Source organism: Paracoccus sp. MC1854 (assembly GCF_014164635.1).
Lineage (GTDB): Bacteria > Pseudomonadota > Alphaproteobacteria > Rhodobacterales > Rhodobacteraceae > Paracoccus.
In genome coordinates, this window is the sequence record NZ_JACJFU010000001.1 from 260505 (window position 1) to 285238 (window position 24734).

25 protein-coding genes and 1 tRNA gene are annotated in these 24734 nt (G+C 67.4%); 12 read left to right on the top strand and 14 right to left on the bottom strand.

Annotated features, from left to right (window positions below):
• Positions 1–24: 24 nt before the first annotated feature.
• Positions 25–255: a hypothetical protein gene (locus H5395_RS18715; protein ID WP_234450710.1), complete on the bottom strand. Its 231-nt coding sequence runs from the start codon at positions 253–255 to the stop codon at positions 25–27.
• A 247-nt stretch (positions 256–502) separates the two neighbouring features.
• Between H5395_RS18715 and H5395_RS01255 the strand changes: the two genes are divergently transcribed.
• From H5395_RS01255 to soxZ, 7 genes are read left to right on the top strand one after another with little or no spacing between them, the layout of a single operon-like run.
• The gene (locus H5395_RS01255) at positions 503–970 is read left to right on the top strand and encodes a PPC domain-containing DNA-binding protein (RefSeq protein WP_182790692.1); all 468 of its coding nucleotides are present in this window, start codon (positions 503–505) and stop codon (positions 968–970) included.
• Positions 967–1266, top strand: a complete 300-nt coding sequence (locus H5395_RS01260; protein ID WP_182790693.1) for a c-type cytochrome — start codon at positions 967–969, stop codon at positions 1264–1266. Before H5395_RS01255 ends, H5395_RS01260 begins: the two co-directional genes overlap by 4 nt.
• Positions 1263–2540 carry an NAD(P)/FAD-dependent oxidoreductase gene (locus H5395_RS01265; RefSeq protein WP_182790694.1) on the top strand — a complete coding sequence of 426 codons (1278 nt, stop codon included), beginning with the start codon at positions 1263–1265 and terminating at the stop codon, positions 2538–2540. Before H5395_RS01260 ends, H5395_RS01265 begins: the two co-directional genes overlap by 4 nt.
• Positions 2537–3574 (top strand): YeeE/YedE family protein, encoded by a 1038-nt coding sequence (locus H5395_RS01270; RefSeq protein ID WP_220494739.1) that lies wholly within the window; start codon positions 2537–2539, stop codon positions 3572–3574. Before H5395_RS01265 ends, H5395_RS01270 begins: the two co-directional genes overlap by 4 nt.
• A gap of 2 nt (positions 3575–3576) precedes the next feature.
• Positions 3577–4917, top strand: a complete 1341-nt coding sequence (locus H5395_RS01275; RefSeq protein ID WP_200559285.1) for an FAD-dependent oxidoreductase — start codon at positions 3577–3579, stop codon at positions 4915–4917.
• Positions 4910–5389 carry a thiosulfate oxidation carrier protein SoxY gene (locus H5395_RS01280; RefSeq protein ID WP_200559286.1) on the top strand — a complete coding sequence of 160 codons (480 nt, stop codon included), beginning with the start codon at positions 4910–4912 and terminating at the stop codon, positions 5387–5389. The genes H5395_RS01275 and H5395_RS01280 overlap by 8 nt, the downstream gene beginning before the upstream one ends.
• A gap of 10 nt (positions 5390–5399) precedes the next feature.
• Positions 5400–5726, top strand: a complete 327-nt coding sequence (gene soxZ, locus H5395_RS01285; protein ID WP_182790695.1) for a thiosulfate oxidation carrier complex protein SoxZ — start codon at positions 5400–5402, stop codon at positions 5724–5726.
• A 30-nt stretch (positions 5727–5756) separates the two neighbouring features.
• Here soxZ and H5395_RS01290 read toward each other — a convergent pair whose 3' ends face one another.
• The 5 genes from H5395_RS01290 to H5395_RS01310 all read right to left on the bottom strand — a co-directional run bounded on the left by H5395_RS01290 (position 5757) and on the right by H5395_RS01310 (position 9935).
• The gene (locus H5395_RS01290; RefSeq protein ID WP_182790696.1) at positions 5757–6476 is read right to left on the bottom strand and encodes a sulfate/molybdate ABC transporter ATP-binding protein; all 720 of its coding nucleotides are present in this window, start codon (positions 6474–6476) and stop codon (positions 5757–5759) included.
• A 12-nt stretch (positions 6477–6488) separates the two neighbouring features.
• Positions 6489–7361: a sulfate ABC transporter permease subunit CysW gene (gene cysW / locus H5395_RS01295; RefSeq protein ID WP_182790697.1), complete on the bottom strand. Its 873-nt coding sequence runs from the start codon at positions 7359–7361 to the stop codon at positions 6489–6491.
• On the bottom strand, positions 7354–8193 hold the full coding sequence (cysT, locus tag H5395_RS01300) for a sulfate ABC transporter permease subunit CysT (protein WP_182790698.1): 840 nt from the start codon (positions 8191–8193) through the stop codon (positions 7354–7356). The genes cysW and cysT overlap by 8 nt, the downstream gene beginning before the upstream one ends.
• Positions 8190–9194 (bottom strand): sulfate ABC transporter substrate-binding protein, encoded by a 1005-nt coding sequence (locus H5395_RS01305; RefSeq protein ID WP_182790852.1) that lies wholly within the window; start codon positions 9192–9194, stop codon positions 8190–8192. The genes cysT and H5395_RS01305 overlap by 4 nt, the downstream gene beginning before the upstream one ends.
• Before the next feature lie 285 nt (positions 9195–9479).
• On the bottom strand, positions 9480–9935 hold the full coding sequence (locus tag H5395_RS01310) for an Rrf2 family transcriptional regulator (RefSeq protein ID WP_182790699.1): 456 nt from the start codon (positions 9933–9935) through the stop codon (positions 9480–9482).
• A gap of 125 nt (positions 9936–10060) precedes the next feature.
• Between H5395_RS01310 and H5395_RS01315 the strand changes: the two genes are divergently transcribed.
• Positions 10061–10534 (top strand): Lrp/AsnC family transcriptional regulator, encoded by a 474-nt coding sequence (locus H5395_RS01315; RefSeq protein ID WP_182790700.1) that lies wholly within the window; start codon positions 10061–10063, stop codon positions 10532–10534.
• 29 nt (positions 10535–10563) lie between these two features.
• On the opposite strand, the gene H5395_RS01320 is transcribed toward H5395_RS01315, so the two are convergent.
• The 8 genes from H5395_RS01320 to H5395_RS01355 all read right to left on the bottom strand — a co-directional run bounded on the left by H5395_RS01320 (position 10564) and on the right by H5395_RS01355 (position 22249).
• Positions 10564–11526, bottom strand: a complete 963-nt coding sequence (locus H5395_RS01320) for a glycosyltransferase (protein ID WP_182790701.1) — start codon at positions 11524–11526, stop codon at positions 10564–10566.
• 131 nt (positions 11527–11657) lie between these two features.
• On the bottom strand, positions 11658–12734 hold the full coding sequence (locus H5395_RS01325; protein WP_182790702.1) for an AI-2E family transporter: 1077 nt from the start codon (positions 12732–12734) through the stop codon (positions 11658–11660).
• 290 nt (positions 12735–13024) lie between these two features.
• The gene (gene gltB, locus H5395_RS01330) at positions 13025–17563 is read right to left on the bottom strand and encodes a glutamate synthase large subunit (protein ID WP_182790703.1); all 4539 of its coding nucleotides are present in this window, start codon (positions 17561–17563) and stop codon (positions 13025–13027) included.
• Positions 17560–17973 (bottom strand): GFA family protein, encoded by a 414-nt coding sequence (locus H5395_RS01335; RefSeq protein WP_182790704.1) that lies wholly within the window; start codon positions 17971–17973, stop codon positions 17560–17562. Before H5395_RS01335 ends, gltB begins: the two co-directional genes overlap by 4 nt.
• Positions 17970–18701 (bottom strand): hypothetical protein, encoded by a 732-nt coding sequence (locus H5395_RS01340; RefSeq protein ID WP_255440442.1) that lies wholly within the window; start codon positions 18699–18701, stop codon positions 17970–17972. The genes H5395_RS01335 and H5395_RS01340 overlap by 4 nt, the downstream gene beginning before the upstream one ends.
• A gap of 38 nt (positions 18702–18739) precedes the next feature.
• Positions 18740–20314, bottom strand: coding sequence for an NAD(P)-dependent oxidoreductase (locus H5395_RS01345; protein ID WP_182790705.1), 1575 nt, complete (start codon positions 20312–20314; stop codon positions 18740–18742).
• Positions 20315–20459: 145 nt separating this feature from the next.
• A complete protein-coding gene (locus H5395_RS01350; RefSeq protein ID WP_370576332.1) occupies positions 20460–21263 on the bottom strand; it encodes an undecaprenyl-diphosphate phosphatase in 804 nt (267 codons plus the stop codon).
• A complete protein-coding gene (locus H5395_RS01355; protein WP_182790707.1) occupies positions 21263–22249 on the bottom strand; it encodes a complex I NDUFA9 subunit family protein in 987 nt (328 codons plus the stop codon). Before H5395_RS01355 ends, H5395_RS01350 begins: the two co-directional genes overlap by 1 nt.
• A gap of 178 nt (positions 22250–22427) precedes the next feature.
• Between H5395_RS01355 and H5395_RS01360 the strand changes: the two genes are divergently transcribed.
• From H5395_RS01360 to H5395_RS01375, 4 genes are all read left to right on the top strand, one after another.
• Positions 22428–22512 (top strand) — tRNA-Leu (locus H5395_RS01360).
• A gap of 113 nt (positions 22513–22625) precedes the next feature.
• Entirely contained in the window at positions 22626–23159 is a 534-nt protein-coding gene (locus H5395_RS01365; protein ID WP_182790708.1) for a DUF1269 domain-containing protein, read from the top strand.
• 59 nt (positions 23160–23218) lie between these two features.
• A complete protein-coding gene (locus H5395_RS01370) occupies positions 23219–23953 on the top strand; it encodes a biosynthetic peptidoglycan transglycosylase (RefSeq protein WP_370576333.1) in 735 nt (244 codons plus the stop codon).
• Positions 23954–24041: 88 nt separating this feature from the next.
• Positions 24042–24722, top strand: coding sequence for a glutathione S-transferase family protein (locus tag H5395_RS01375; protein ID WP_182790709.1), 681 nt, complete (start codon positions 24042–24044; stop codon positions 24720–24722).
• Positions 24723–24734 lie beyond the last annotated feature (12 nt).

Sequence of the window (24734 nt, forward strand, 5' to 3'; positions counted from 1 at the left end):
CGAGAGCCGAGCCGCCCGCCCGCGTCAAGCGCGCTCTGGCAGCATGGGCGCGGCGTTTTCCAGCACCATGCCGCTGCGGCGGAAGGTGACGGCCGGGAATGATGCGGCGGCGATCCCGAAGGCCCTGCGCCTTGGCCTGCGGTCGGCCAACGCCCCAGCGAGCAGGCTGACGCAAGCGGCGATCATCCTCGGCTGCAGCTTGTCCTGGCGCCGGGGCGCGGGGCTGTTTCCCAACACCCGCTCGCTCCGGGACATCGGTCCTTCCGGGGGGAACGGGCCTTCCGGTCAGAACGGTCAGGATCAGGGGCATCCCGCAAGCATGTGACAGATCATCCAGCAGGGGCATCACGGGCGAAACCGGAAGATGCAGCCGTCCCCTCTGGCCGCCGGATTGACATGACCCTGCCGCGGGTCGTATCTCTGGCAGAAGGTCGCGGATGCGCCTTGGTTTCGTGATGCCCCGGCGGGGCTGCCCAGGTTCGGTCATCCAGCGGAGAACGGCTTGCCCTTCCCCTCTCTTTCCATTGCCGCTCCGGACGGGGCGGATACGGCTGTTGCGACCTCGCCGGGGGGCTTTGCCGCGACCCGGCTGCAGCCCGGTTGCGACCTGATCGACGGCCTGCGCCGGCTTCAGAGCCGGACGGGGGCCGGGGCCATGGCGGTCACAAGCTGCGTCGGTAGCCTGCGCGAAGTCCGGCTGCGCCATGCGAACCGCACCGAAGCGACCCTCTACCAAGGGCATTTCGAGATCCTGTCGCTGACCGGCACCATCGACCCCGCCCACCAGCACCTGCATCTGTCCATCGCCAACGGCGAGGGGCGGGCCTTCGGCGGCCACCTGCTGCCCGGCTCGCAGGTCTTCACCACCGCCGAGATCGTGGCGCTGCTGCTGCCCGACCTGCGCTTTTCCCGCCGGCCCTGCCCGCTTTCAGGCTTTGACGAGCTTTATATCGAACAGATGCCCGGATGATCCGCCTGCTTGCCCCCCTTCTCGCCCTGGCCCTGCCCCTTGCGGCCGAGGAACCGGACCGCGCTGCCTTGCAGGTGCTGGCGGGTTCCTGCGCCAACTGCCACGGCCCTGACGGGCACTCGCCCGGCGCCATCCCCTCGATCGCCGGGCTGCCGGCCGAGGAGACCGCCGCGAAGATGCTGGCCTTCCGCGACGGACAGGACCCCGCCGCCACGGTCATGCCGCGGCTGATGAAGGGCTATGACGAGGCGCAGATCCGCGCCCTCGCCGAATGGTTCGAAAGGGTGGACCCATGATCGCGCGCCGCAGCATCCTTCAGGGCATCGGCGCGGGGATCGGGGCGTTCGCCCTGCCCTCGCTGGTTCGCGGCCAAGGGGCAGCTCATGTGGTCGTGGTCGGCGGCGGCTTCGGCGGCGCCACCGCCGCCCGCTACCTGCGCCGGCTGGACCCCGCGGTGCGGATCACGCTGGTCGAGCCGAACGACCGCTTCGTCACCTGCCCCTTCTCGAACCTCTACCTCGCGGGCCTGCGCGACTGGGACAGCCTCGGCCACGGCTTCGACGACCTTCGCGCCCAGGGGATCGAGGTGATCCACGCCCGCGCCGAGGATGTGGACGCCACTGCCCGCACCCTCACCCTGTCGGACGGCGCGCGCCTGGACTGGGACCGGCTGGTGCTGTCGCCCGGCATCGACTTCCGCTGGAACGGGATCGAGGGCTATGACGAAGCCGCCACCGAGCTTGCCCCCCATGCCTGGAAGGCCGGTCCGCAGACGCAGCTTCTGCGCGCCCAACTGGAAGCCATGGAGAACGGCGGGCTGTTCGCCATGGTTGTCCCGCAGGGTGCCTTCCGCTGCCCGCCCGGTCCCTATGAACGGGCCAGCATGGTCGCGCATTACCTCAAGACCAACAAGCCGAAGTCGAAGATCCTGATCCTCGATTCGCAGGACAAGTTCTCGAAACAGGCGCTGTTCCAGCAGGGGTGGGACGCGCTTTATCCCGGCATGATCGAATGGGTCAGCCTGTCCGACGACGGGCTGGTGGAACAGGTGGACGCGAGCGCCCGCGAGGCCGTGACCGGCTTCGGCAACGTCCACAAGGCCGACGTGCTGAACGTGATCCCGCCGCAGAAGGCCGGGCTGATCGCCGAACGCGCGGGCGTCACGGACGACACCGGCTGGGTGCCGGTCGATGGCGACCGCTTCGAATCCGCGCGGGTGCCCGGCATCTTCGTCCTCGGCGACGCGACCATCGCGGCGCCCATGCCCAAGTCGGGCTTTGCCGCGAACACGCAAGGCAAGGTCGCGGCCGCCGTGATCGCCGCGGAACTCGCCGGGCGCGAGGCCCCACGGGCAAGCTACGCCAACACCTGCTACAGCCTGATCGGCCCCGACTACGGCATCTCGGTCGCCGGCGTCTATCGCGGCGAAAACGGGAGGGTCGTCGAGATCGAAGGCTCGGGCGGCGTCAGCCCATTGGACGCCGGCGCGGATTTCCGCCAGGCCGAGGCCGATTACGGCGCCGGCTGGTATGCCGCAATCTGCGCCGACATCTGGGGCACGCAGGCGTGAGCGTCGTCGCCCTCGGCCTGCTCCTCGGCGCTGTCTTCGGCGCCGCCGCCCGCGCAGGCCGCTTCTGCCTGCTGTGGGGGATCAAGGGGCTGGTGCCGGGGAAGGCTGCGCGCGATCTTTCGGCGTTGCGGGCCTTTGCGCTGGCCCTCGCCGTGGCGCTGGCCGGGTCGCAGGCGCTGAACCTTATGGGCGGCACCGACCTGTCCGCCGCCCTGCCGCTGCGGGCGGGCAGCCCGTGGCTTTCCATGCTGATCGGCGGGGCGATCTTCGGCCTCGGCATGGTGCTGGCCAATTCCTGCGGGGCGCGGGCGCTGGTGCTGCTGGCGGGGGGCAACCTGCGGTCGCTGGTGGTGCTGCTCTGCCTCGGGCTGGCGGCGCAGGCCACGCTGACCGGCGTTCTGGCCCCGGCCCGCGCGGCGGTCCAGCAACTCGGGCAGGCGAGCCTTGCCGGGCTGTCGCTGCCGCAACTCATCGCGAGCGCCGGCATCCCGGCGCAGGCCGCCCTGGCAATTGCCACGATCCTGCCCGCGCTGGCGCTGGCAGCCTTCGCCTGGCCGCTGATAAGCCGCCGCCCGCTTGAGGCGGCGATGGCCGCCATCATCGGCGCAACGGTCGTCGGCGGCTGGTGGATCACCTTCGCCACCGACGACCCCTTTGACCCGAAGCCGCTGACCTCGCTCAGCTACATCGGCCCGATGGGGGAAAGCGTGCTGTGGCTGATGCTATCGACCGGGCGGCAGGCGGCTTTCGGCGTCGCCATCATCGGCGGCACCCTGATCGGCGCCTTCGCCACCGCCCTTCTCACCCGCAGCCTGCGGGCCGAAAGCTTCGGCTCGCCCCGGCAGACCGTCGCCTCGGCCCTCGGCGGCGCGCTGATGGGCTTCGGCGGCGTGTTGGCGCTTGGCTGCTCCATCGGACAAGGGCTATCGGGCCTTTCCACCCTCTCGGTCGCCAGCCTCATCGCCTTTGCCGGCATCCTCGCCGGCACGATGCTGGGCCTGACGATCCTTCCTGCTTTTCCTGAAAGGACATGAACATGATCCGCCGCCGCACGCTTCTGACTGCCGCGCCGGCCCTCGCGCTGGGCGCAGGGCTGATGAACCTTACCCCGGCGCTGGCCGCCCCCGCCGCCCTGACAGGGAAAACCGTTCTCAAGCCCCGCTCGGGCAGCGCCCCCCGCATCGTCATCGCGGGCGGCGGCTGGGGCGGGCTGACCGCCGCGCGCTACGTCAAGCAGGAACTGCCCGACGCCGAGGTGATCCTGCTGGAACGCAACCCCTTCTTCTGGTCCGCCCCCTTCTCGAACAAGTGGCTGATCGACGTGGTGGACACGGGCTTCCTCGTCCACGACATGCAGCGGCCCGCGAACAGATACGGCTACACCCTGATCCAGTGCGACGTCACGGGGATCGAGCGTGACAAGAAGATCGTCCGCACCTCCAAGGGGAACGTGGACTATGACTTCCTGATCCTGTCGGGCGGCATCCGCGACGCCTGGGACGTCTGGTTCGGGGACGACCAGGCGGCGATCGACCATACCCGCGCGCATTACGCCTCCGCCTATATCCCGCAGGGACAGATGCTGGGGCTGAAGGACAAGGTCCGCAGCTTCCAGGGCGGCACCATCGTGATGACCCTGCCGCCGCCGCCCCACCGCTGCCCGCCCTCGCCCTATGAACGCGCCTGCCTGATGGCATGGCATTTCAAGACCAACAACATCCCGGCGAAGATCGTGATCCTCGATCCCAAGCCGCAGGTCGCCCCCATCGGCGCGGGCTATCGCGCGGCCTTCGCCGAGCTTTACCCCGACATCATCACCCATGTCCCGAATGCGCGGGTGAAGGAGGTCGATCCCTTCAACAAGCGGATCATGACCGAGGCAGGCGATTTCGACTTCGACGACGCCATCTTCATGCCGCCGCATCAGGCGGCCGAGATGGTGTTCCACGCCGACCTGATCGGCAAGGACGCCGAGGGCAGATCCACCGGCTGGGCCGACATGCACCCGCGCCTTTACCACGCCAATGCGGACGAGGACGTCTATATCGTCGGCGACAGCATGGGCCCGATCTCGCCCCAGTTCGGGCATTACCCGAAAAGCGCCCATGTCGCGAATTACATCGGCAAGCTGGTGGCGAAGAACATCAGCGAGCGCGTGCGCGGCGAGGAGGTCGTGGCGCGGCTGCCCGACAACCTCTGCTACATGCTGGTCAACGGCGACCCGCGCGAGGCGATCTCGGTCGAGTTCCTGTATGAGGTCGGGGCTGACGGGCTTGTGCAGCAGACGCAGATTGATATCGACGTCCGCACCCCCGACCTGATGGAGGAAGACCTTGTCTGGATCAACGGGATGTTCGATGACTTCGTTCGTGTCTGACCTTGACCGGCGCGGGTTGCTGATGGGCGGCGCGGCGCTTGCCGGCATGGCGGCGCTGGGCCTGCGCCCGGCGCTGGCGCAAAGCTCGCTGGCGATGCCGCAGCTCGACTCGGCCCTGGCCGAAGACCTCGCGGCCGAGTTCGCAGGCGGCGCCACGCCCCTGACCGAAGGGCTGGCGCTGGACCTGCCCGCGCTGGGCGACAACCCCGCCGCCGTGCCGGTGCGCGTCCATGTGACCGAACCGATCACTGAGGACTCGTGGTGCGAGGAGATCATCGTCATCGCCGAACTGAACCCCCTGCCCTTCGCCTGCCGCTTCCGCTTCACCCCCGCCACCGGCTCGGCCGACGTGGCGGTGCGGCTGCGGCTGATCGGGACCATGCCGGTGCGGGCGCTGGCGCGGATGAACGACGGCCGGGTGCTGGTCGCGCGGCAGGAAATCACCGTCGCCGCCGGCGGCTGCGGATTGTAAGGAGCCTGCCATGTCCCGTCCCCCCCGCATCTGGATCAGCAACGAAACCCCAGCCAAGGACGAGATCGTCCGCGTTCGCGCCCAGATCGTCCATGTCATGGAAAGCGGCTTCCGCCTCGATGCCAATGGCGATCCGATCCCCGCCGACATCCTGACCGGCTTCACCGCGACCCTGGGCGATACGCTGCTGATGGAATGGCTGCCGGAAACGGCGATCTCGCAGAACCCCTATCTCGAGTTCACCTTTGCCGCCCGCCAGCCCGGCACCCTGCGCATGGCGTGGTTCGACGCAACCGGCACCGTGACCGAGGCCGAGCGCGAGATCACCCTCGCCTGAGACCGGCGGGCGGCATCGCCGCCCGTCCCTTCACGCGCCGATGAAGTCCCGCACGAAGGCGGTGGCAGGACGGGCGCGGATATCGGCAGGCTTGCCGATCTGCTCGATCCGGCCCATCGACATGACGACCACAAGGTCGGCCAGTTCCATCGCCTCGTCCTGGTCATGGGTGACGAATACGGTCGTCAGCCCCGTCTCGTCATGGATTTCGCGCAGCCCCTGCCGCAGTTCCTTGCGCACCTTGGCGTCCAAGGCCCCAAAAGGCTCGTCCAGCAGCAGCATCCGCGGCTCGATAGCCAGCGCACGGGCCAGCGCCACCCGCTGGCGCTGGCCGCCGGACAACTGGCTGGGATAGCGGTCGGCGATCTGGGGAAGCTGGATCAGGTCCAGAAGCTTCGTCACCCGCCGGGCGATTTCCGCCTTTGGCGGGCGGCTCGCGCGGGGCCGGGCGTTCAGGCCATAGGCGATGTTGTCAAAGACCGTCATGTGCCGAAACAGCGCGTAGGACTGGAAGACAAAGCCCGCGCGGCGTTCCTGCACAGTCATGCCGGTCGCGTCATGCCCGTCGAACAGCACCCGCCCCGAGGTCGGGTATTCCAGCCCCCCGAGAATGCGCAAGAGCGTCGTCTTGCCCGACCCCGAGGGTCCCAGCAGCGCGACCAGCGCGCCGCCAGGAATGGACAGCGACACCGGATGCAGCGCCGCGGTCGTGCCGAACAGCTTCGAGATTTCGTCGATCTGGATCACCATGACCATGTCCTTTCAGTGCCGCCTCTGGGCTGCCAACGCATCGGCATGGCGGATTTCCAGCGAGGTCTTGACCAGCAGCGTGACCAGCCCCAGCAGCGCCAGCAGCGCCGCCATCGTAAAGGCCGCCACGGAAAGATATTCGTTGTAAAGCATCTCGATGGTGATCGGCATGGTCGCCGTCTGCCCGCGGATCTTGCCCGAGACGACCGCGACCGCCCCGAACTCGCCCATCGCCCGGGCGTTGCACAGCAGCACGCCATACAGCAGCGCCCAGCGGATGTTGGGCAGGGTCACGGTCCAGAAGACACGCCAGCCGGAGGCGCCGAGGGTCAGGGCGGCTTCCTCCTCGGCGCGGCCCTGCTCGATCATCACCGGGATCAGCTCGCGGGCGACGAAGGGGAAGGTCACGAACATGGTGGCGATCACGATGCCCGGCAGGGCGAAGACGATGGGAAAGCCATGCGCCACCAGCCATCCCCCGATCATCGAGTTCGCTCCGAAGGTCAGCACGATGCAAAGCCCCGCCACCACCGGGCTGATGGAAAACGGCAGGTCGATCAGCGTGATGAGAAAGGCCTTGCCGCGAAAGTCGAACTTGGTGATCGCCCAGGCGGCGGCCAGCCCGAAGACCGCGTTCAGCGGCACGGCGATGGCCGCGACCAGCAGCGTCAGCCGGATCGCCGACCAGGCCTGCGGGTCCGACAGGCTGGCCACCGCCGCGCCGATCCCGCGCGACAGCGCCTCGGCGAAGACGGTGACCAGCGGGGCCAGCACCAGCAGGCCGATGCCGGTGACGGCCAGCAGGATCAGCGCGATCCGCAGGGCCGGGGCTTCAGCCGTGGGCGCGCGGAAGCGGCGGACGGGGCCAAGGGAGATGTCAGACATATCCGATCCTCCGACGGCTCCAGATCTGGATGAGGTTGATCGCCAGCAGCATCGCGAAGGAGATCAGCAGCATGGCGATGCCGATCGCCGCGGCGGCGTCATAGTTGAATTCCTCAAGCTGGATCACGATCAGCAGGGGCGCGATTTCCGTCACCAGCGGGATGTTCCCGGCGATGAAGATGACCGAGCCGTATTCCCCCACGGCGCGGGCCAGCGCCAGCGCGAAGCCCGTCAGTGCGGCGGGCGCCAGCATCGGCAGGATCACATGGTGCAACGTGTAAAGCCGTGACGCCCCCAGCGTGGCCGAGGCCTCCTCGACCTCGCGCTCGATCTCCTCGATGACCGGCTGGACGGTGCGGGTGACAAAGGGCAGGCCCACGAAGATCAGCGCGATCAGGATACCCCATTGCGTATAGGCGATCTTGATCCCCCAGTCCGCCAGCACCGAGCCGAAGGCCCCGTTCGGCGCGTAAAGCGCGGTCAGCGCGATCCCGGCAACGGCGGTGGGCAGCGCGAAGGGCAGGTCCACCGCCGCATCCAGCAGGCGGCGGCCGGGGAAGCGATAGCGCGCCAGCACCCAGGCCAGCATCACCCCGAAGACAAGGTTGAACATCGCGGCCAGGAAGGACAGCCGGAAGGACAGCCACAGCGCCTTCCAGACGCGCTCGCGGTTCACGGTGGCCCAGATATTTGACAGGCCGAAATCGGCGCCCTTGAGAAGCAGGGCGCCGATGGGCAGCAGCACGACCACCGACAGCATCGCCATGGTCACCCCCATCGCCAGGCCGAAGCCCGGGATGGGGGACCGCTGCACGAAGGGGCGGCCGCTCATTTCGGCACGTAGATCTGGTCGAAGATGCCGCCGTCGCCGAAGTGTTCGGGCTGCACTTTGGCCCAGCCGCCGAAATGGGCGATGTCCACCAGATCGAGCTTGGGAAAGCGGGCCACATCCTCGGGGGCCGCAGCCGAGGCATCCCAGGCGCGGTAATAGTGCTTGAAGGCCAGCGCCTGCCCCTGCGGCGAATACAGGAAGTTCAGGTAGCCCTCGGCCAGCGCCCGCTGCTCGTCATTGGCGATGTTGGCCTCCACCACCGCGACCGGCGGCTCGGCCAAAACCGAAACCGAGGGCACCACGATGTCGAACTGATCCTCGCCCAGTTCCTTCAGCGCCAGATAGGCCTCGTTTTCCCAGGCCAGCAGCACGTCGCCGATGCCGCGCTGGGCGAAGGTCGTGGTCGCCCCGCGGGCGCCCGAATCCAGCACCGGCACGTTGCGGAACAGCGCCCCCACGAAGTCCTGCGGGTTCTGCCCGTTGCGTTCCGCCCAAGCCCAGGCCGCCAGATAGTTCCAGCGCGCCCCGCCCGAGGTCTTGGGGTTCGGGGTGATGACCTCGACCCCTTCCTTCACCAGATCGCCCCAGTCGCGGATGCCCTCGGGGTTGCCCTCACGCACCAGGAACACGACCGTCGAGGTATAGGGCGACGAGTTGTGCGGCAGCCGCCCCTGCCAGTCGGCGGGCAGCTTGCCGGCCTCGGCGATGCGGTCGATGTCGGACGCCAGCGCCAGCGTCACCACCTGCGCGTTCAACCCCTCGACCACCGAGCGCGCCTGCGCGCCGGACCCGCCGTGGCTGGTTTCGATCTGCGGCGCGGGGTTGCCCTGCGCGGTCCAGTATTCGGTGAAGGCGGCGTTCACGTCGCGGTAAAGCTCCCGCGTCGGATCGTAGCTGACGTTCAGCAGCGATTCGGCGCGGGCGCCGCCGATGCCCAGCGCCAGCGCGGCTAGGATCGCGCCCCCTGTCAGCAGCGGGCGCACCCGCCGCAGGGGCGTCATGATCTCGGCAAGGGTCAGGGGCCGGGGGCGAGGGGCGATGGAACCAAGGGTCTGCCGGGTCATCTGGTTGTTCCTCATGATCGCGCGGCCGCCAGGGGCCGTCGCCATGGGATAAATATCGAGTCAGAAAGTCGTCTATGGCAAGAAAAAAATCACGGCGTATTTTATCGTGATTTGAGAATACCATTCTCTCGCCTGCTCCCGCCTGGCCGGGCATGAGGCGTGCGCGAAAACGCCCCCGGCCTGCGTGGCGGGACGGACCGGGCAGAACCCGCACAGGGCTTGTCAGGGCTCGGCCATGACCCGGCTGGCGATGTCGTCCGATCGCATCAGGTCGGCCAGCGTCAGCGAATCGATGATCAGCAGATAGGTCCAGAACACATCCGCGAAGGTCTTGCGGATGCGGCAGGTTTCCTCGTCGGTGCAGTCGGCGCAGCGCTGATAGGCGCTGCGCGACAGGCAGGGCAAGGGCGCCAGCGGCCCGTCGATCAGCCGCAGCAGTTCCGACAGCTTCACCTCTGCCGGGCGCTTGACCAGCACATATCCCCCCGTCCGCCCGCGCCGCGAGGCGATCACCCCGCTGTCCCGGATCTCCAGCAGGATATGTTCCAGGAACCGCTTTGGCGTGCCGGACCGCCTGGCGACCTGCTCGATCGGCAAGGGCTGCGGTGTGTCCGAGGCCGCCTCGTCGGCCAGGACCAGCAGCGCCTTGAGCGCGTATTTCATCTTCTGCGTGATCATCAGCAAGCCGTAGGCAGGCACCGGCGTCGCCGCAAGCACCGCGAGGGGAAGAATAAAAGACGACTTGGATAATAGACATTCCTGCGCCAGAATGCCAGCCATGCGGGACGCGACAAGAGGACGCCATGACCACGCTCGATCTCATCGACCGCAAGATCGTCGCAGCCCTGATGCGCGACGCGACGCAGCCCATCGGCCGGATCGCCGACCAGGTGGGCCTGTCCCAGACACCCTGCTGGAAACGCATCCAGAAGCTGGAAGCCACGGGCGTCCTGACCGGCCGCGTGGCGCTGGCAGACCCCGCCAAGCTGGGGCTCGGCCTGACCGTCTTCGCAGGCGTCGAGGCGCCCGACCACTCGCCCGAATGGCGCGCGGGCTTCGAATCGGCGCTGGCCGCGATGCCCGAAGTGCGCGAGGTCTATCGCATGGCCGGCGTCTACGACTACCTGCTGCAGATCGTGGCCCGCGACGTCCCGGCCTTTGACGCGTTCTACAAGCGCCTGACCACGATGGTGACCGTCAAGTCGTGCTCGTCCCTGTTCGTGCTGGAACGGCTGAAGGCAACGCCGGGCTATCCGCTGGACACCAGCACGCGCTGAAAGCGGCCTGCGGCGCGGAAGCCCCCTTCTCAGCCGAAGGACCGCAGGCCTGCCGCGTAATCGGCGAAATCCGTGCGGTCGAGATAGGATTTCACCGCCTCGCGCTTGGCAAAGGTGTCGCCGGCCCAATCGGTGATGAAGCGGACGCGCGTGCGCTCCATGCTGCGGAAATCGAAGTGGCAGGGGGCTTTCGGCGACAGAAGATCCGTCAGCCGATGATGCTTCAGAAAGTCGAGCATTGCGTGGAAGGCTTCCGGCGGCAGCACGCGCAGCTGATCCACCCACGGCTTGATCTCGCCCACGAAATGAACCAGCCGCGGTCGACGCCCGACGGTCAGGCCCAGCACCTTGCGCGACACCTGCCAGTTCCAGCCCGGCGACAGTTCGCACCACTGGGTAGCCAACACCGCGTTCAGCGCACATTGATCCACGAACCGAAGGAAATCCCGATTGTCGGTTATGAACGCGAATGTCCGGGCTGAAATCTTGGCATCGACATAGGCGGTCCCGTCGATCAGCAGCACGCCCGAGTTGAAATACTCCAGCCGATCGACACCGCACCTGCGCGCAAGCTGGTTGATGTAGCGTTCCATCCACCGCTTGCCGCTGGGCCACTGAAGCTTGTCGCGCACCGCGGCCACCAGCTTGCCCTCCAGATCGACGGCAAGCAAGTCGGCCAGAGAACCCCAGGCTTGGAACACGTCGCCGTCAAGATAGATGATCCGTGGATAGCTGCGGCCAAGTTCCTCCAGCGCGACAAGCCGCAGCAGGGACGCTGCCGGGATATGCCCCTTGGCCGCAAGCGAATATGATTCCGGCAGTTCCTCGATCCGGTGCAGCGTGATTTCGGGAGGAAGGATATCCAGCACGCGCTGATCGACGTCACCCGCCAGATAAAGATGGTGATCCAGCGCCTTTCCGGCGTCGAACGCCATCGAGCGCATCAGCAGAAAGGCGCTCTGCCAAGCCCAGTTGGCATCCGAACAGACCACGACGCATCCGCGGAGGTGCCGCGCCGCGGGAAAGAAATCATTCATGTCGCGAACTCTGCACGGCCAGATCAACTTTGACGGGTATCTTCCCGGCTCTTGGCAGCATCTGCAGAAAGGCGCAAGCGGCTGCCTCAATCCACCCGTGGTTGCAGCGGCTGGCGGGTGCGGCGGCGGCGGATGCTGGCGCGGTATTCGGCGTCGAAGTAGCGCACGATCACCCCCAGCCCCGCCGCCAGCGGCACCGCCAGCAGCAGCCCGGCAAAGCCGAAGAGCGTTCCGCCCACCGCCAACGACAGCAGCAGGAAGACCGGGTGCAGCTTGACCGAATCGCCCACGATCCGGGGAGTGACGAAGTTGCCTTCGACCACCTGGCCAAAGACGAAGATGAAGGCCACCAGCGCCACCCGCCACCAGTCGCCCCAGAACTGCACCAGCGCCACCCCCGTCGCCAGAATGAAGCCCGAGAAGGACCCCAGGTAGGGGATGAAGTTCAAAAGCCCCGAAGCAATCCCGATCAGAAGCCCGTAGTTCAGGCCCAGCGCCATCAGCACCGTGGAATAGAAGGTCGCAAGCAGCCCGCCCACGATCACCTGCCCCCGCACGAAGCCCGTCATCACTCCGTCGATGTCCCGGGCGAGGCGGCGGATCAGCGGCGCCTGTCCCGGCGGCAGGCGCTTGTTCACGCCCTGCACGATGCGGTCCCAGTCATACAGCATGTAGATCGAGACGGTCATCGTGGCGATGAAGATGAAGATGGTGCCGACGGCGCTGATGACGGTGCTGACGGTGCCGCCCAGCAGCATCAGCGCGGTCAGGCGGATGCGGTCGGAAAGGTCGGTGATGAACTGGCGCAGGAAGCCGCCGTCCTCCATCATCTCGGGGAAATGCATGGTCAGGAAGTCAAAGCCCGAGCGCACGGCGCGCGGCAGCGCCTCGACCGCCTGGCGCACCTGCGCGATCAGCGTCGGCAGCAGCCACAGGGCGGCCGCGACCATGGCCGACAGGCTCACCAGCATGATGACCGCCACCGCCCAGCCGCGTGAAAACCCCATCCGCTCCAGCCGGTCGGCGAGGGGATCCAGGAAATAGGCCAGCGCCGTGCCCAGCACGAAGGGCGCCAGCACGTTGCCCAGGCGGCCGACCAGCATGACCGCCAGGACCAGCCCGGCCAGCATCCAGATCGTCCGCGGCCGAACCATTACCAGCATGTCGCAACCGTCCCCGTTTTGGGTGCGACTATTGGCGAGAACGGCCTTTTACGCAACGCTGCTCGGCTCACACGGCCTACACCTCCGCATGAGGAAAAGGGGGCGACCTGCGTCCCCCTTCATTCTTCTTCGTTCAAATATCCCGGACTGCCGAGCGCCCGGAACAGGAGGCGTATCAGAAAACAACCATAACGGCTGTTTTCCCGCCGGATGGTCCGCTGGAACCTGTCCAGCGAGGCTGGGGTCGGCAGGCCCGAGCGGGGGGCAGCGCCCCGGTCCGGCACCTCCCCTCATTCGGCGGGAATCGCCGCAAGCTCCCCCGTCCCGGCCAGCGGGTGCTTGAGATGCGGCAGCATCTCGCGCGGGCAGAGTTGCAGGAAGTGCGCCCGCTCGCGCTCCCAGTCGGCCAGGATGTCGGCCGCCCGCCTGCTTCCTGTCTCGGCGCCGTGGCGCTCGATCAGCCCGCGCAGTTCGGCTTCCCAATGCGCCACCGTCACCGGACAGGTCACCAGCGTCTCGGCGTTGATGTAGCGTTCTGCCACGCGCCGAGGGTCGTACAGATAGGCCATCCCCCCGGTCATCCCCGCGCCGAAGTTCGCGCCGATGGAGCCAAGGATCACCGCCACCCCGCCGGTCATGTATTCGCAGCCGTTGGTCCCGCAGCCCTCGATCACCACCTTCGCGCCCGAGTTCCGCACCGCGAACCGCTCCCCTGCCCGCCCGGCGGCGAACAGCCAGCCGTCGGTCGCGCCATACAGCACGGTGTTGCCGATGATGACGTTGTCGGCGGCGACCAGCGGGCTGCCCATCGCGGGCTTCACAACAATGATCCCCCCGGACAGCCCTTTGCCGACATAGTCGTTGGCATCGCCCGAGACCTCGATCTTCAGCCCCGGCGCGGCAAAGGCCCCCAGCGACTGCCCGGCCGAACCCGTCAGCCGCACCGTCAGGTGGTCCGGCTGCAGGCTGTTCCGCATCCCGTACCGCTGCACGATCAGCGAGGATGTCCGCGTCCCCACCGTCCGCTGGGTGTTCCGCACCGCATAGGACAGCTGCATCTTCTCGCCATCCTCGAAGAAGCGGGCGGCGTCGCGAGCGATCTCGGCGTCCAGCGTGTCCATCACCGCGTTGCGGGGCTTGGACCGGTCATAGACGATCTTCTCCGACCCATCGACGGTGATCAGCAGCGGGTTCAGGTCGAGGTCATCGAGGCTGGCCGAGCCGCGCGACACCTGCGTCAGCAGGTCCGCCCGCCCGATCACCTCGTCCAGGGACCGCGCGCCGATGGACGCAAGGATCTCCCGCACCTCCTGCGCGTAGAAGGTGATGAGGTTCACGACCTTGTCGGCCGAGCCGGTGAACATCGCCCGCAGCCGTTCGTCCTGCGTGCAGACCCCCACCGGGCAGGTGTTCGACTGGCACTGACGCACCATGATGCAGCCCATGGCGATCAGGGCGGCGGTGCCGATGCCGTATTCCTCGGCCCCCATCATCGCCGCCATCACCACGTCGCGCCCCGTCCGCAGCCCGCCATCCGTCCGCAGCGTCACCCGGTCGCGCAGCCGGTTCATGGCGAGAACCTGGTGCGCCTCGGTCAGCCCCATCTCCCACGGCAGGCCCGCGAACTTGATCGACGTGGCCGGCGAGGCCCCGGTGCCGCCGTTATGGCCCGAGATCAGGATGACATCGGCCTTGGCCTTGGCGACGCCCGCCGCGATGGTGCCGACGCCGCCGCCCGCGACCAGCTTGACCGTGATCTTCGCCCGCGGGTTGATCTGCTTGAGATCATAGATCAGCTGCGCCAGGTCCTCGATCGAATAGATGTCGTGGTGCGGCGGCGGCGAGATCAGCGTCACCCCCGGCGTCGAATGCCGCAGCCGCGCGATCAGGCTCGTCACCTTCATCCCCGGCAACTGCCCGCCCTCGCCGGGCTTGGCCCCCTGCGCGACCTTGATCTCCAGCTCCTCGCAGGCATTCAGGTATTCGGCGGTCACGCCGAAGCGCCCCGAGGCCACCTGCTTGATCTTGGCACAGGGGTTGTCGCCGTTCGGCAGGGGGGCGCTGTGGGCCGGGTCCTCGCCGCCCTCACCCGAATCGGACTTGGCCCCGATCCGGTTCATGGCGATGTTCAGCGTCATATGCGCCTCGGGCGACAGCGCCCCTAGGCTCATCCCCGGCGTCACGAAACGCTTGCGGATCGATGTGATCGACTCCACCTCCTCGATCGGCACCGGCTTGCCCAGCGGCTTGATGTCCAGAAGGTCGCGCAGGTGGATCGGCGGATTCGCCCGCATCGCGCCGGAAAACTGCTTCCAGATTTCATAGGAGGCCTTCTCGCAGGCCAGTTGCAGCAGCCGCATGGTGCTGGCCTCCCAGGCGTGCTTCTCGCCCGAGCGCCGCGCCTTGTAGAAGCCGCCGACTGGCAGAAGATCAGCCGTGGGCGTGTGCCAGCCCTTGTGGTGGATCTCCTCCAGCTTGGCCTGAAGCCCGTGCAGGCCGATGCCCGAAATCCGGCTCTGCATCCCGGGGAAGTATTCCGCGACCATCGCGCGCGACAGCCCCACGGCCTCGAAGTTCAGCCCGCCTCGATAGGACGACAGGACCGAGATTCCCATCTTCGCCATGATCTTCAGCAGGCCCGCGTCGATGGCGTCGCGGTAGTTGCGCATGATCTGGATCAGGTCGCCCTTGAGCAAGCCCCGCTCGATCCGCTCGGCGATGGTGTCCTGCGCCAGATAGGGGTTCACCGTGGTCGCCCCGCAGCCGATCAGCACCGCGACGTAATGCGGATCGATGCACTCGGCCGACCGCACGTTCAGCGAGCAGAAGGTCCGCAGCCCCTTGCGCGTCAGCCAGCTATGCACCGCCGAGGTCGCGAGGATCATCGGCAGCCCGATCCGCGCCTCGCCCTGATGCTCGTCCGTCAGCACCAACTGGCCTGCGCCCGAGCGCACGGCATCCTCGGCCTCGGCGCGGATGCGTGCCAGCGCCTCGGCCATCGCATTCGGTCCCGCGCCATCGGCGAAGGTGCAGTCGATCCAGGTCACGGCATCGCCGAACATCCGCACGACCTCGGCCAGTTCGCCATTCGCAAGGAAGGGCGTCTCCAGCAGGGTGATCTCGGTATGCCTGGAGGACTCGTCCAGCACGTTCTTGAGGTTGCCGAAGCGCGTCTTGAGGCTCATCACCCGGCTTTCGCGCAGGGAGTCAATCGGCGGGTTTGTCACTTGGCTGAAGTTCTGCCGGAAGAAATGGCTCAGCGGCCGGTATTGCGCCGAAAGCACCGCAGGCGGCGTGTCGTCGCCCATGCTTGCCAGCGCCTCCTTGCCGTCCTCGGCCATGGGGGCCAGCACCGACTCGATCTCCTCGACGGTGTAGCCCGCGGCGATCTGGCGGCGGCGCAGCTCCTCGCCGGTGTAGGTCACCGGCTCGGGCAGGTTCTCCAGCATCGTGCCGGGGGCCACGACCTTTTCCACCCAGTCGCCGAAGGGCTGGCTGGCCGCGAGCTTATCCTTCAGCTCGACATCGTGATAAAGTCGGCCTTCCTGAATATCGACGGCGATCATCTGCCCCGGCCCCAGCGCGCCCTTTTCGCGCACCGATGCCTCGTCCACCGGCACCATGCCGACCTCGGACCCCGCGATCAGCAGGTTGTCGCCCGTCACCACATAGCGCATCGGCCGCAGCCCGTTGCGGTCCAGACCTCCGCAGACCCAGCGCCCGTCCGTCATGGCCAGCGCCGCAGGCCCGTCCCAAGGCTCCATGATGGAATTGCAATAGGCATACATGTCCGCCCAGGGCTTCGGCAGGTCGGTCGTGGCCTTCGACCAGGCCTCGGGCACCATGATCGTCTTGACCATCGGCGCGTTGCGCCCCGACCGCACCATCACCTCGAACACCGCATCCAGCGCCGCCGAGTCGCTGGAGCCGCCCGGCACGATCGGCTTGATGTCCTCGGCCATGTCCCCGAAGGTGCTCGACGCCATCCTGATCTCATGGCTTTTCAGCCAGTTGAGGTTGCCCTTCAGCGTGTTGATCTCGCCGTTATGCGCGAGCATCCTGAACGGCTGCGCCAGCCACCACTGCGGGAAGGTGTTGGTGGAATAGCGCTGGTGATAGATGGCGAAGGCGCTCTCGAACCGCTCGTCCTGCAGGTCGGGGTAGAAGACGGCGACCTGCTCGGCCAGCATCATCCCCTTGTAGATGATCGACCGGCAGGACAGCGTGCAGATATACATCCCCGCGATCTGGGCGGCGACCGCCGCGCGCTCGATCCGGCGGCGGATGATGTAAAGCTCGCGCTCGAAGGCTTCCTCGTCGATGTCCTTCTCGCAGCGGATCAGGATCTGCTCGATCTCGGGGCGCGTCGCGTTGGCCTTTTCCCCCAGCACCGCCGTGTTCACCGGCACGTGCCGCCAGCCGTAGATGTAATGCCCCATCCGCAACACTTCGGTTTCCACGATGGTCCGGCAGCGTTCCTGCGCCCCGAAATCCGTGCGCGGCAGGAACACCTGCCCCACGGCGATCATCTTCGACGCATCCGGCTCGTGCCCGGTGCTGCGGACCTGGTCGTGGAAGAAGGGGACCGGGATCTGGACATGGATGCCCGCGCCGTCGCCGGTCTTGCCGTCGGCATCGACCGCCCCCCGGTGCCAGACCGCCTTCAGCGCGTCGATGCCATGTTCCACCACGCGGCGCGAAGGGGTGCCGTCGATGGAAACCACCAGCCCGACCCCGCAGGAGGAATGTTCATCCTCGGCCCGATACAGCGAGTTTTCCGCCATCCACGCGCGGCGGGCTTCTTCCTTGGCTTGCCAAGCGTCGGTCATGCGTCTCCCTCCACATGGGGATGTGTTTGTTCATATTCGACCCGCGTGATCCGCGGATGGTCGCCCGAGAAACCGGCAAAGCGATGCGCCTGATCCGCATAAACCTCGCGCACCAGCGGGAAATCGGCGGCCCCCTCGAAAAGCCCCGGCGACAGTTCGTAGTCACCGCCATGGTCGCGCATCCACAGGCTCGATCCGCAGCGCGGGCAGAAGGCGCGTTCCGAGAAATCCGACGAGGCGTAACGCCCCACCTCTCCGCTCACCGTCACCGCATCGGCAGGCGCCACGAACCCGGCCATGATCCCCCCGCCCCAGCGGCGGCACATGGCGCAGTGGCAGACGCTGACCTCGCCGTTGAAGCGGGCGGCGGTGATCCTCACCGCCCCACACAGGCACCGCCCCTCGATCATGCCCCGCCCCCCGCGGGCATCCCGACCATCTGCATGTTGCAGTCATAGTCGGGGGTCGTTCCCCCGAAGCCCGCCTCGCCCCGCCGGATGAAGCGGACGGGCGAATCGTTCGTCTCCTGCGCCTCTCCGGTCCAGTCGGTCGAGGTCTCGGCCCCGCCGAAGAACCGCCCCAACTCGCGGCTGACGAATTGCGAGCCGTTGCGCTCGATCAGAAGCTCTCCCGACTCGGCGAATGTCCGCAGGTTGAACCGCGTGGTGTCCAGCGTCTCGCCGTCGATCTCGACCGTGCCGGTCAGGTCGTCGCGACCGATGTGGCGCAGCCGCTCGCCGCTGTCCGACCGGGTCCAGAAATCGAAATCGTCGCTGCCGGTCTGCAGCAGGGTGGACAGGCTGGCGTGGTCGCGGGCATCCGGGTCCAGACGGTCGGTGATGCCGCTGACAAGATCGGTGCTTTCCATCCAGCGCGTCTCGGCGTCGATGCGGGACTGGCTGACCAGGCCCTCGTCGGTGAAATAGGCCACCCACTGGTCTCCCGGCGCATCACCCTCGCAGCGGTAGTGCTGGGCCACGGTGCAGGACCGCTGCTGCACGGTCAGGTCAAGCCGGCAGCCCTGCGGCGGGGTCCATTCGGCGGCAAGAGCGGGCGAGGCGCCCAAGACCAGAACAAGGCAGAGACGCTGACCCATGCGCCGCAACGCGGCGGCCTTTGCCGCACCTGCGATATGCATCGCCTGTGCATCATCCGTGCATGGTTTGTGCATGACATTCACTCCGCTGCAACCCGGGCCTCAGTGATCAGTTCGGCGGCAATGGCGTCAGCCGCCTCGCGCCCGTCGCGGATCGCCCAGACGACAAGGCTGGCGCCCCGCACGATATCCCCCACCGCCCAGACGCCGGGCAGAGAGGTGCGATGGGTCCGGTAATCGGCGCGGATCGTGCCCCAGCGCGTGACTTCAAGGCCGGAGACGTCCCAAAGGCGGGGGATGTCCTCGGGCTCGAAGCCCAGCGCCTTGATGACAAGGTCGGCCGGCTCGTCGTAATCGCCGCCATCGATCACCTCGGGCGACTGGCGGCCGGTGGCATCCGGCGCCCCCAGCCGCATCCGCGCCACGCGCAGGCCGGTGACACCGGCAGGCCCGGTCGAGATGTCGGTTTCCGTGACCAGATGCAGCGGCGAGAGCTTAGGATTGTCGCCGATCCCGTCGCCGTCCACGTCGCCGCCGGCATTCGCCACCAGCGCCTCGCTGGCGGTCGAGGCGGCACCGGCGACATGGCCGGCAAAAGCGGCAGGGGCGGAAAGCCAGACGAATTCAACGCCTTCCTCCTCGGCATTCTGCACCTCGCGCTGGCTGCCGGGCATGTTGGCCCGGTCGCGGCGGTAAAGGCACTTGACGCTGACGGCCCCCTGCCGGATCGCCGTCCGCACGCAGTCCATCGCCGTATCGCCGCCACCGATCACCACGACGCGCTTGCCGAAGGCGTCCAGTTCGCCATCGGCGAAATCCGGCACCTCGTCGCCCAAGTCCACCCGGTTCGAGGCCGTCAGGTAGTCCAGCGCCGCCACCACGCCCCGTTCCGGCGCATTGTCGATCTCCAGATCGCGGGTCTTGTAGACGCCGGTGGCGATGATCACCGAGTCGTGCTTGCCCCGGATCGCGTCGAAGCTGATCGTCCGGCCCACCTCGGCGTTCAGCACGAATTCGACGCCGCCTTCCTCAAGCCACTGGTTGCGGCGCTGGACCACGGGCTTTTCCAGCTTGAAGCCGGGAATGCCATAGATCATCAGACCGCCCGCGCGGTCGTGGCGGTCATAGACCGTGACCTGAAAGCCCTGCTGCCGCAGCCGTTCCGCAGCCGCCAGCCCGCCCGGTCCCGCGCCGATGATGCCCACGCTTTCGGCGCGCTCGACCATCGGGCGGATGGGCTCGACCCAGCCTTCCTCCCACGCGGTGTCGGTGATGTATTTCTCGATCGCGCCGATGGTGACGGTGCCGTGGCCCGACTGCTCGATGACGCAGTTGCCTTCGCAGAGCCGGTCCTGCGGGCAGATGCGGCCGCAGATCTCGGGAAAGCTGTTGGTCTCCTGCGCGCGCAGATAGGCCTCCTGTGTGCGCCCCTCGGCCATCAGGCGCAACCAGTCGGGAATGTTGTTATGAAGGGGGCAATGTGACTGGCAATAAGGGACCCCGCATTGGGAACAGCGGCTCGCCTGCTCACGCGCCTTGGCATCCGCGAACTCGCGGTAGATCTCGTGGAAATCGCCGCTGCGTTCGTCCGCCGCGCGTTTCTCGGGCATCTCGCGACCCAGGGTCACGAACTTGAGCATCACCTGCGTCGCCATCCGCTGCGCCTTCTCCCATTAACCGGAGAAAGCTGTAAAACAGACAGGATCACTCAAAAAGTCAGCAATGCTTACCTATCTTTGATTTTCCAGCACGAGAATTGAAAATTCAGCAGATTTTCTACTGTAGATAGGTCAGCTTTTATTACCCAACCACTATAAGCCCCAGCAACGCAGCAGTTCCGACGATGATGCGCCACCAAGCGAACAGCCCGTATCCCCTGCGTGAGACATAGCTCAGCAGCCACTTGACCACGAAGACCGCCGCCACGAAGGCGCAGACAAAGCCCACCGCCACATTCGTCAGCGCCGCCGCGTCCAGCACCGCATGGCTGCGATAAAGGTCATAGGTGAAGGCCCCGACCATCGTCGGCATCGACAGGAAGAAGCTGAACTCGGCCGCCGCCCGCTTGCCGACCCCCATCGTCAGCGCCCCCACGATGGTCGCGCCGGAACGCGACACGCCGGGCACCATGGCTAGGCACTGGATAAGACCGATGCGGAAGGCGACGCCCAGCGGGATATCCTCGGCCTCGGCATAGCGGGTTCGGATCGCCAGCCGGTCCACATACAGCAGCACGATCCCGCCCAAGATCAGCATGACGGCGATCAGCACGGGCGTCTCGAACAGCACCGTCTTGATGATCCCATGCGCCATCGCGCCGATCACCGCCGCCGGCAGGAAGGCCAGCAGCACCGCCCCGATGAACCGCCGCGCCCGGGGATCGTGCGGCGCCTCCGAGAAGATGCGCCACAGCCGCCCTGCATAGACGCCCAGGATGGCAAGGATCGCGCCAAGCTGGATCAGCACCTCGAAGGCGCGGCCGGGGCTGTCGAAGCCGAGGAAATGCCCGGCCAGCAGCAGGTGCCCGGTCGATGAAACCGGAATGAACTCGGTCAGTCCCTCAAGCAGCCCGAGGAACGCCGCAACGATCGTATCACTTTCCATCAATCGGGGCGCAGGTTCTTCGCCGAGTCCTTGATGGCGGTGTATTGCCCCGAGGGCCGGAAGCGCCACAGGTATTCGGGCACCACCGCCGCGGCGGCCGCGGGCTGGATGCCGAGGTCGGCGAAGGTCCTGACCCCCTGCCCCACCCGGTTCGGGCGTCGCAACTGCCGTGCCTGGTCGCGGGTGATCACGCGGTTCATCACCAGCCCGCCGCTGACCGTCTGCAGCGCGTCGAAGGAGACGCCGATCAGGCCTGCCATCCAGCCCGGCAGCCCCATGATCCAGCGCCGGCGGCTGGTGACAAGGGCGACCAGCCGCGCGATCTCGCGCATGGTCATCACGTCGGGGCCGCCGAGTTCGTAGATGCCGGGTTCGGCCTCGCCCGTCGCGCCCATCATCGCGGCATGGGCCACGTCATCGACGAAGACGGGCTGCAGTTCCGCATTGGCGCCGGGCAGCGGCACGACCGGTCCCAGCCGCATCATGCCCCCCAGCTTGTTGAAGAACTTGTCGTCCGGCCCGAAGATCACCGAAGGGCGCAGGATCACCGCGTCGGGACGGTGCTGCAGGATCGCCTGCTCGCCCTTGCCCTTGGTCGCGGCATAGCGGCTGTCCGAATCGGGATCGGCGCCGATGGCCGACAGGTGGACCAGCCGCTCGACGCCAAGCTCGGCCGAGATGCGGGCGATGCGGCCGGCGGCCTCGTGGTGGATGGCCTCGAAGGTGTTGCGCCGCTGGCCCACGAGGATGCCGACGCAGTTGATGACGGCATCCGCATCCGTCATCGCCGCCTGCACCGACAGGTCGTCGCGGACGTTGCAGAAGACCGGCTGGACCTGGCCCACATGGCCATACATCCGCACCACGCCCGCCAGATGCGGGCGGCGGACGGCGACGCGGACGCGCCAGCCCTCGGCCGCCATGACGCGGGCAATCTGCCGCCCGACGAACCCCGAGCCGCCATAGATCGTGACCAGCCTTGCCATGTCTCGCCCCTTTCAGCAGCCGGGTGCCGCTTTCGCGCCTTGCAAGCCTGATAGCGAACCGGTCCCCCGGCATCAAGCGCAGGCAGGAACCGCGCTTTCGGAAGGACGGCCGTTTTTTCCGAAGAAGGGCCGTTGACAGCCCCTGCGGCTGGCTCTACATCCCCGCCTCACGACACCGGCCCAGGTGGCGGAATTGGTAGACGCGCACGGTTCAGGTCCGTGTGCCGCAAGGCGTGGAGGTTCGAGTCCTCTTCTGGGCACCATCGTCGTAAGGCCCCTGCAGCGCAAGCTGCGGGGGCTTTCCGTTTCAAGGCTTCGTGAACCATTCAGGCCGCGGGCGCGTTGTCGGGGCAATCCTGAACCTGAAGGTGGCCCCATGTCCCAACTGATCGTCATCGGCTTCGCGTCCGAGGCGGATGCCTTTGCGCTTCGCCAGGAACTCGGCGCGGCGCAGAAGGAATACCTGCTGAAGCTTGAGGATGCCGTTGTCGTCACCCGCCCCACCGAGGGCGAATATCAACTGCATCAGGCCCTGAACATGACCGGGACGGGGGCGCTGACGGGAACCTTCTGGGGCGGGCTGATCGGCCTTCTGTTCCTGAACCCGCTGGCGGGGGCGGCGATCGGCGCGGCCTCGGGGGCGCTGGCAGGCAAAGCCACGGATTACGGCATCAACGACGACTTCATCCGGCAGATCGGCAAGACCGTGCCGCTGGGCGGCGGCGCGGTTTTCATCTTGGCCAGGGATTTCAACATGGACAAGCTGCTGCCGCGGCTGAAAAAATACGGCTCGCGCGCGCAGGTGATCCAGACCTCGCTGTCGGACGCGGACGAGGCGCGGTTGCGCGACACGCTGGCCGGAACCGGCGGGCAGGCGCTGACCGCCCCGAGCCAGCCCGTAACCGACTGAATGGCCGCAGGGCGCCGGGCTTTCTTGACGCCCCTGCAGCCTGCGTGAGACGACGGGCCATGTCCCGCCCGGAGCCCTTCACAGACGTCATGGCAATCCCGCCGCCCCGACCGCTTCGCCGCCGCGCGGGATGGCGGCGGCGGATACGGCGGCGCCTCCTGCGGCCTCTGCGCTGGCTGGGGCTGCGGTTCCTTGTCCTGATGCTGGCGGTGGTGGTGCTGTTCGGCTGGTTCCTGAACCCGCCGACCACCTGGACGATCATCCGCGAGGGCACCATCGCGCCGCGCCAGTGGACCCGCGCCGGTGACATCGCGCCGGTGATGCTGCGGTCCGTGGTCGCGGCCGAGGACGCGAATTTCTGCCTGCATTGGGGCTTCGACATGGCCGAGATCCGCCGCGTGATCGCGCGGGGGGAAAGCCGGGGCGCCTCGACCCTGACGCAGCAGACGGCCAAGAACGTCTTTCTGTGGCAAGGGCGAAGCTGGCCGCGCAAGGCGCTGGAAACGCTCTACACCCCCATGATCGGGGCAATCTGGAGCAAGCGGCGCATCCTGGAAGTCTATCTGAACGTGGCGGAATTCGGTCCCGGCGTTTTCGGCATCCATGCCGCCTCGGCCCATCATTTCGGGACGACCCCCGACAAGCTGAGCGCCGGTCAGGCCGCGGCGCTGGCCGCCGTCCTGCCCGCGCCCAAGACGCGGGCTGCGCAGACCCGCTCGGCCCGCGCCCGCGCGATTGCCGACGGGGCGGCCACGATCCAGCGGGACGGGCGGGCGGGTTGCTTCCAGCAGTAAGCGGGCGGCGGCACCGCGGTTGAATACCCCGGCAGGGGGGCGTATCACCGGCCGGTCCCTCCCCCAAGCGAACGACCTTTCCCCGGCAATGAACACGAACTCGACCCCGCGTCTTTACCATGTTGCCCTGTCGCCCTTCTGCCGCAAGGTGCGGCTGGTGCTGGGCGAAAAGCGCATCGACGTGGAACTGGTCGAGGAACGCTGGTGGGAGCCGGGGTCCGAGATCGCCCGCCGCAACCCCGCCGGCAAGATCCCGGTGCTGCGGCTGGACGGGCGGCTCTGGGCCGAAAGCCAGGCGATCGTCGAGTATCTGGACGAGGCTTATCCGAACCCGGCCCTGATGCCCATCACGCCCGCCGAGCGGCACGAGGTCCGCCGCCTCTGCGCCTGGTTCGACGACAAGTTCAACACCGAGGTCACGCGGCCGATCCTGTCGGAACGGGTCTGGAAGAAGGTGATGAACGCGGGCTACCCGGATTCGCGGCTGGTGAAATCGGGGCTGCGGGCGGTCAAGGACCACATCGACTATCTGGGCCACCTGCTGGAACACCGCAAATGGCTGGCGGGGAACATGCTGACGCTGGCCGATTTCACCGCCGCCGCGCATCTCTCCTGCCTCGACTACATCTCGGACGTGGACTGGGACCGCTCGGTGGCGCTGAAGGACTGGTATGCGACGGTGAAGTCGCGCCCGGCCTTCCGCGGCGTGCTGGCGGACCAGATTTCGGGGCTGGCGCCGGCGCCGCATTATGCGCAGCTCGACTTCTAAAGACAGGGGGGC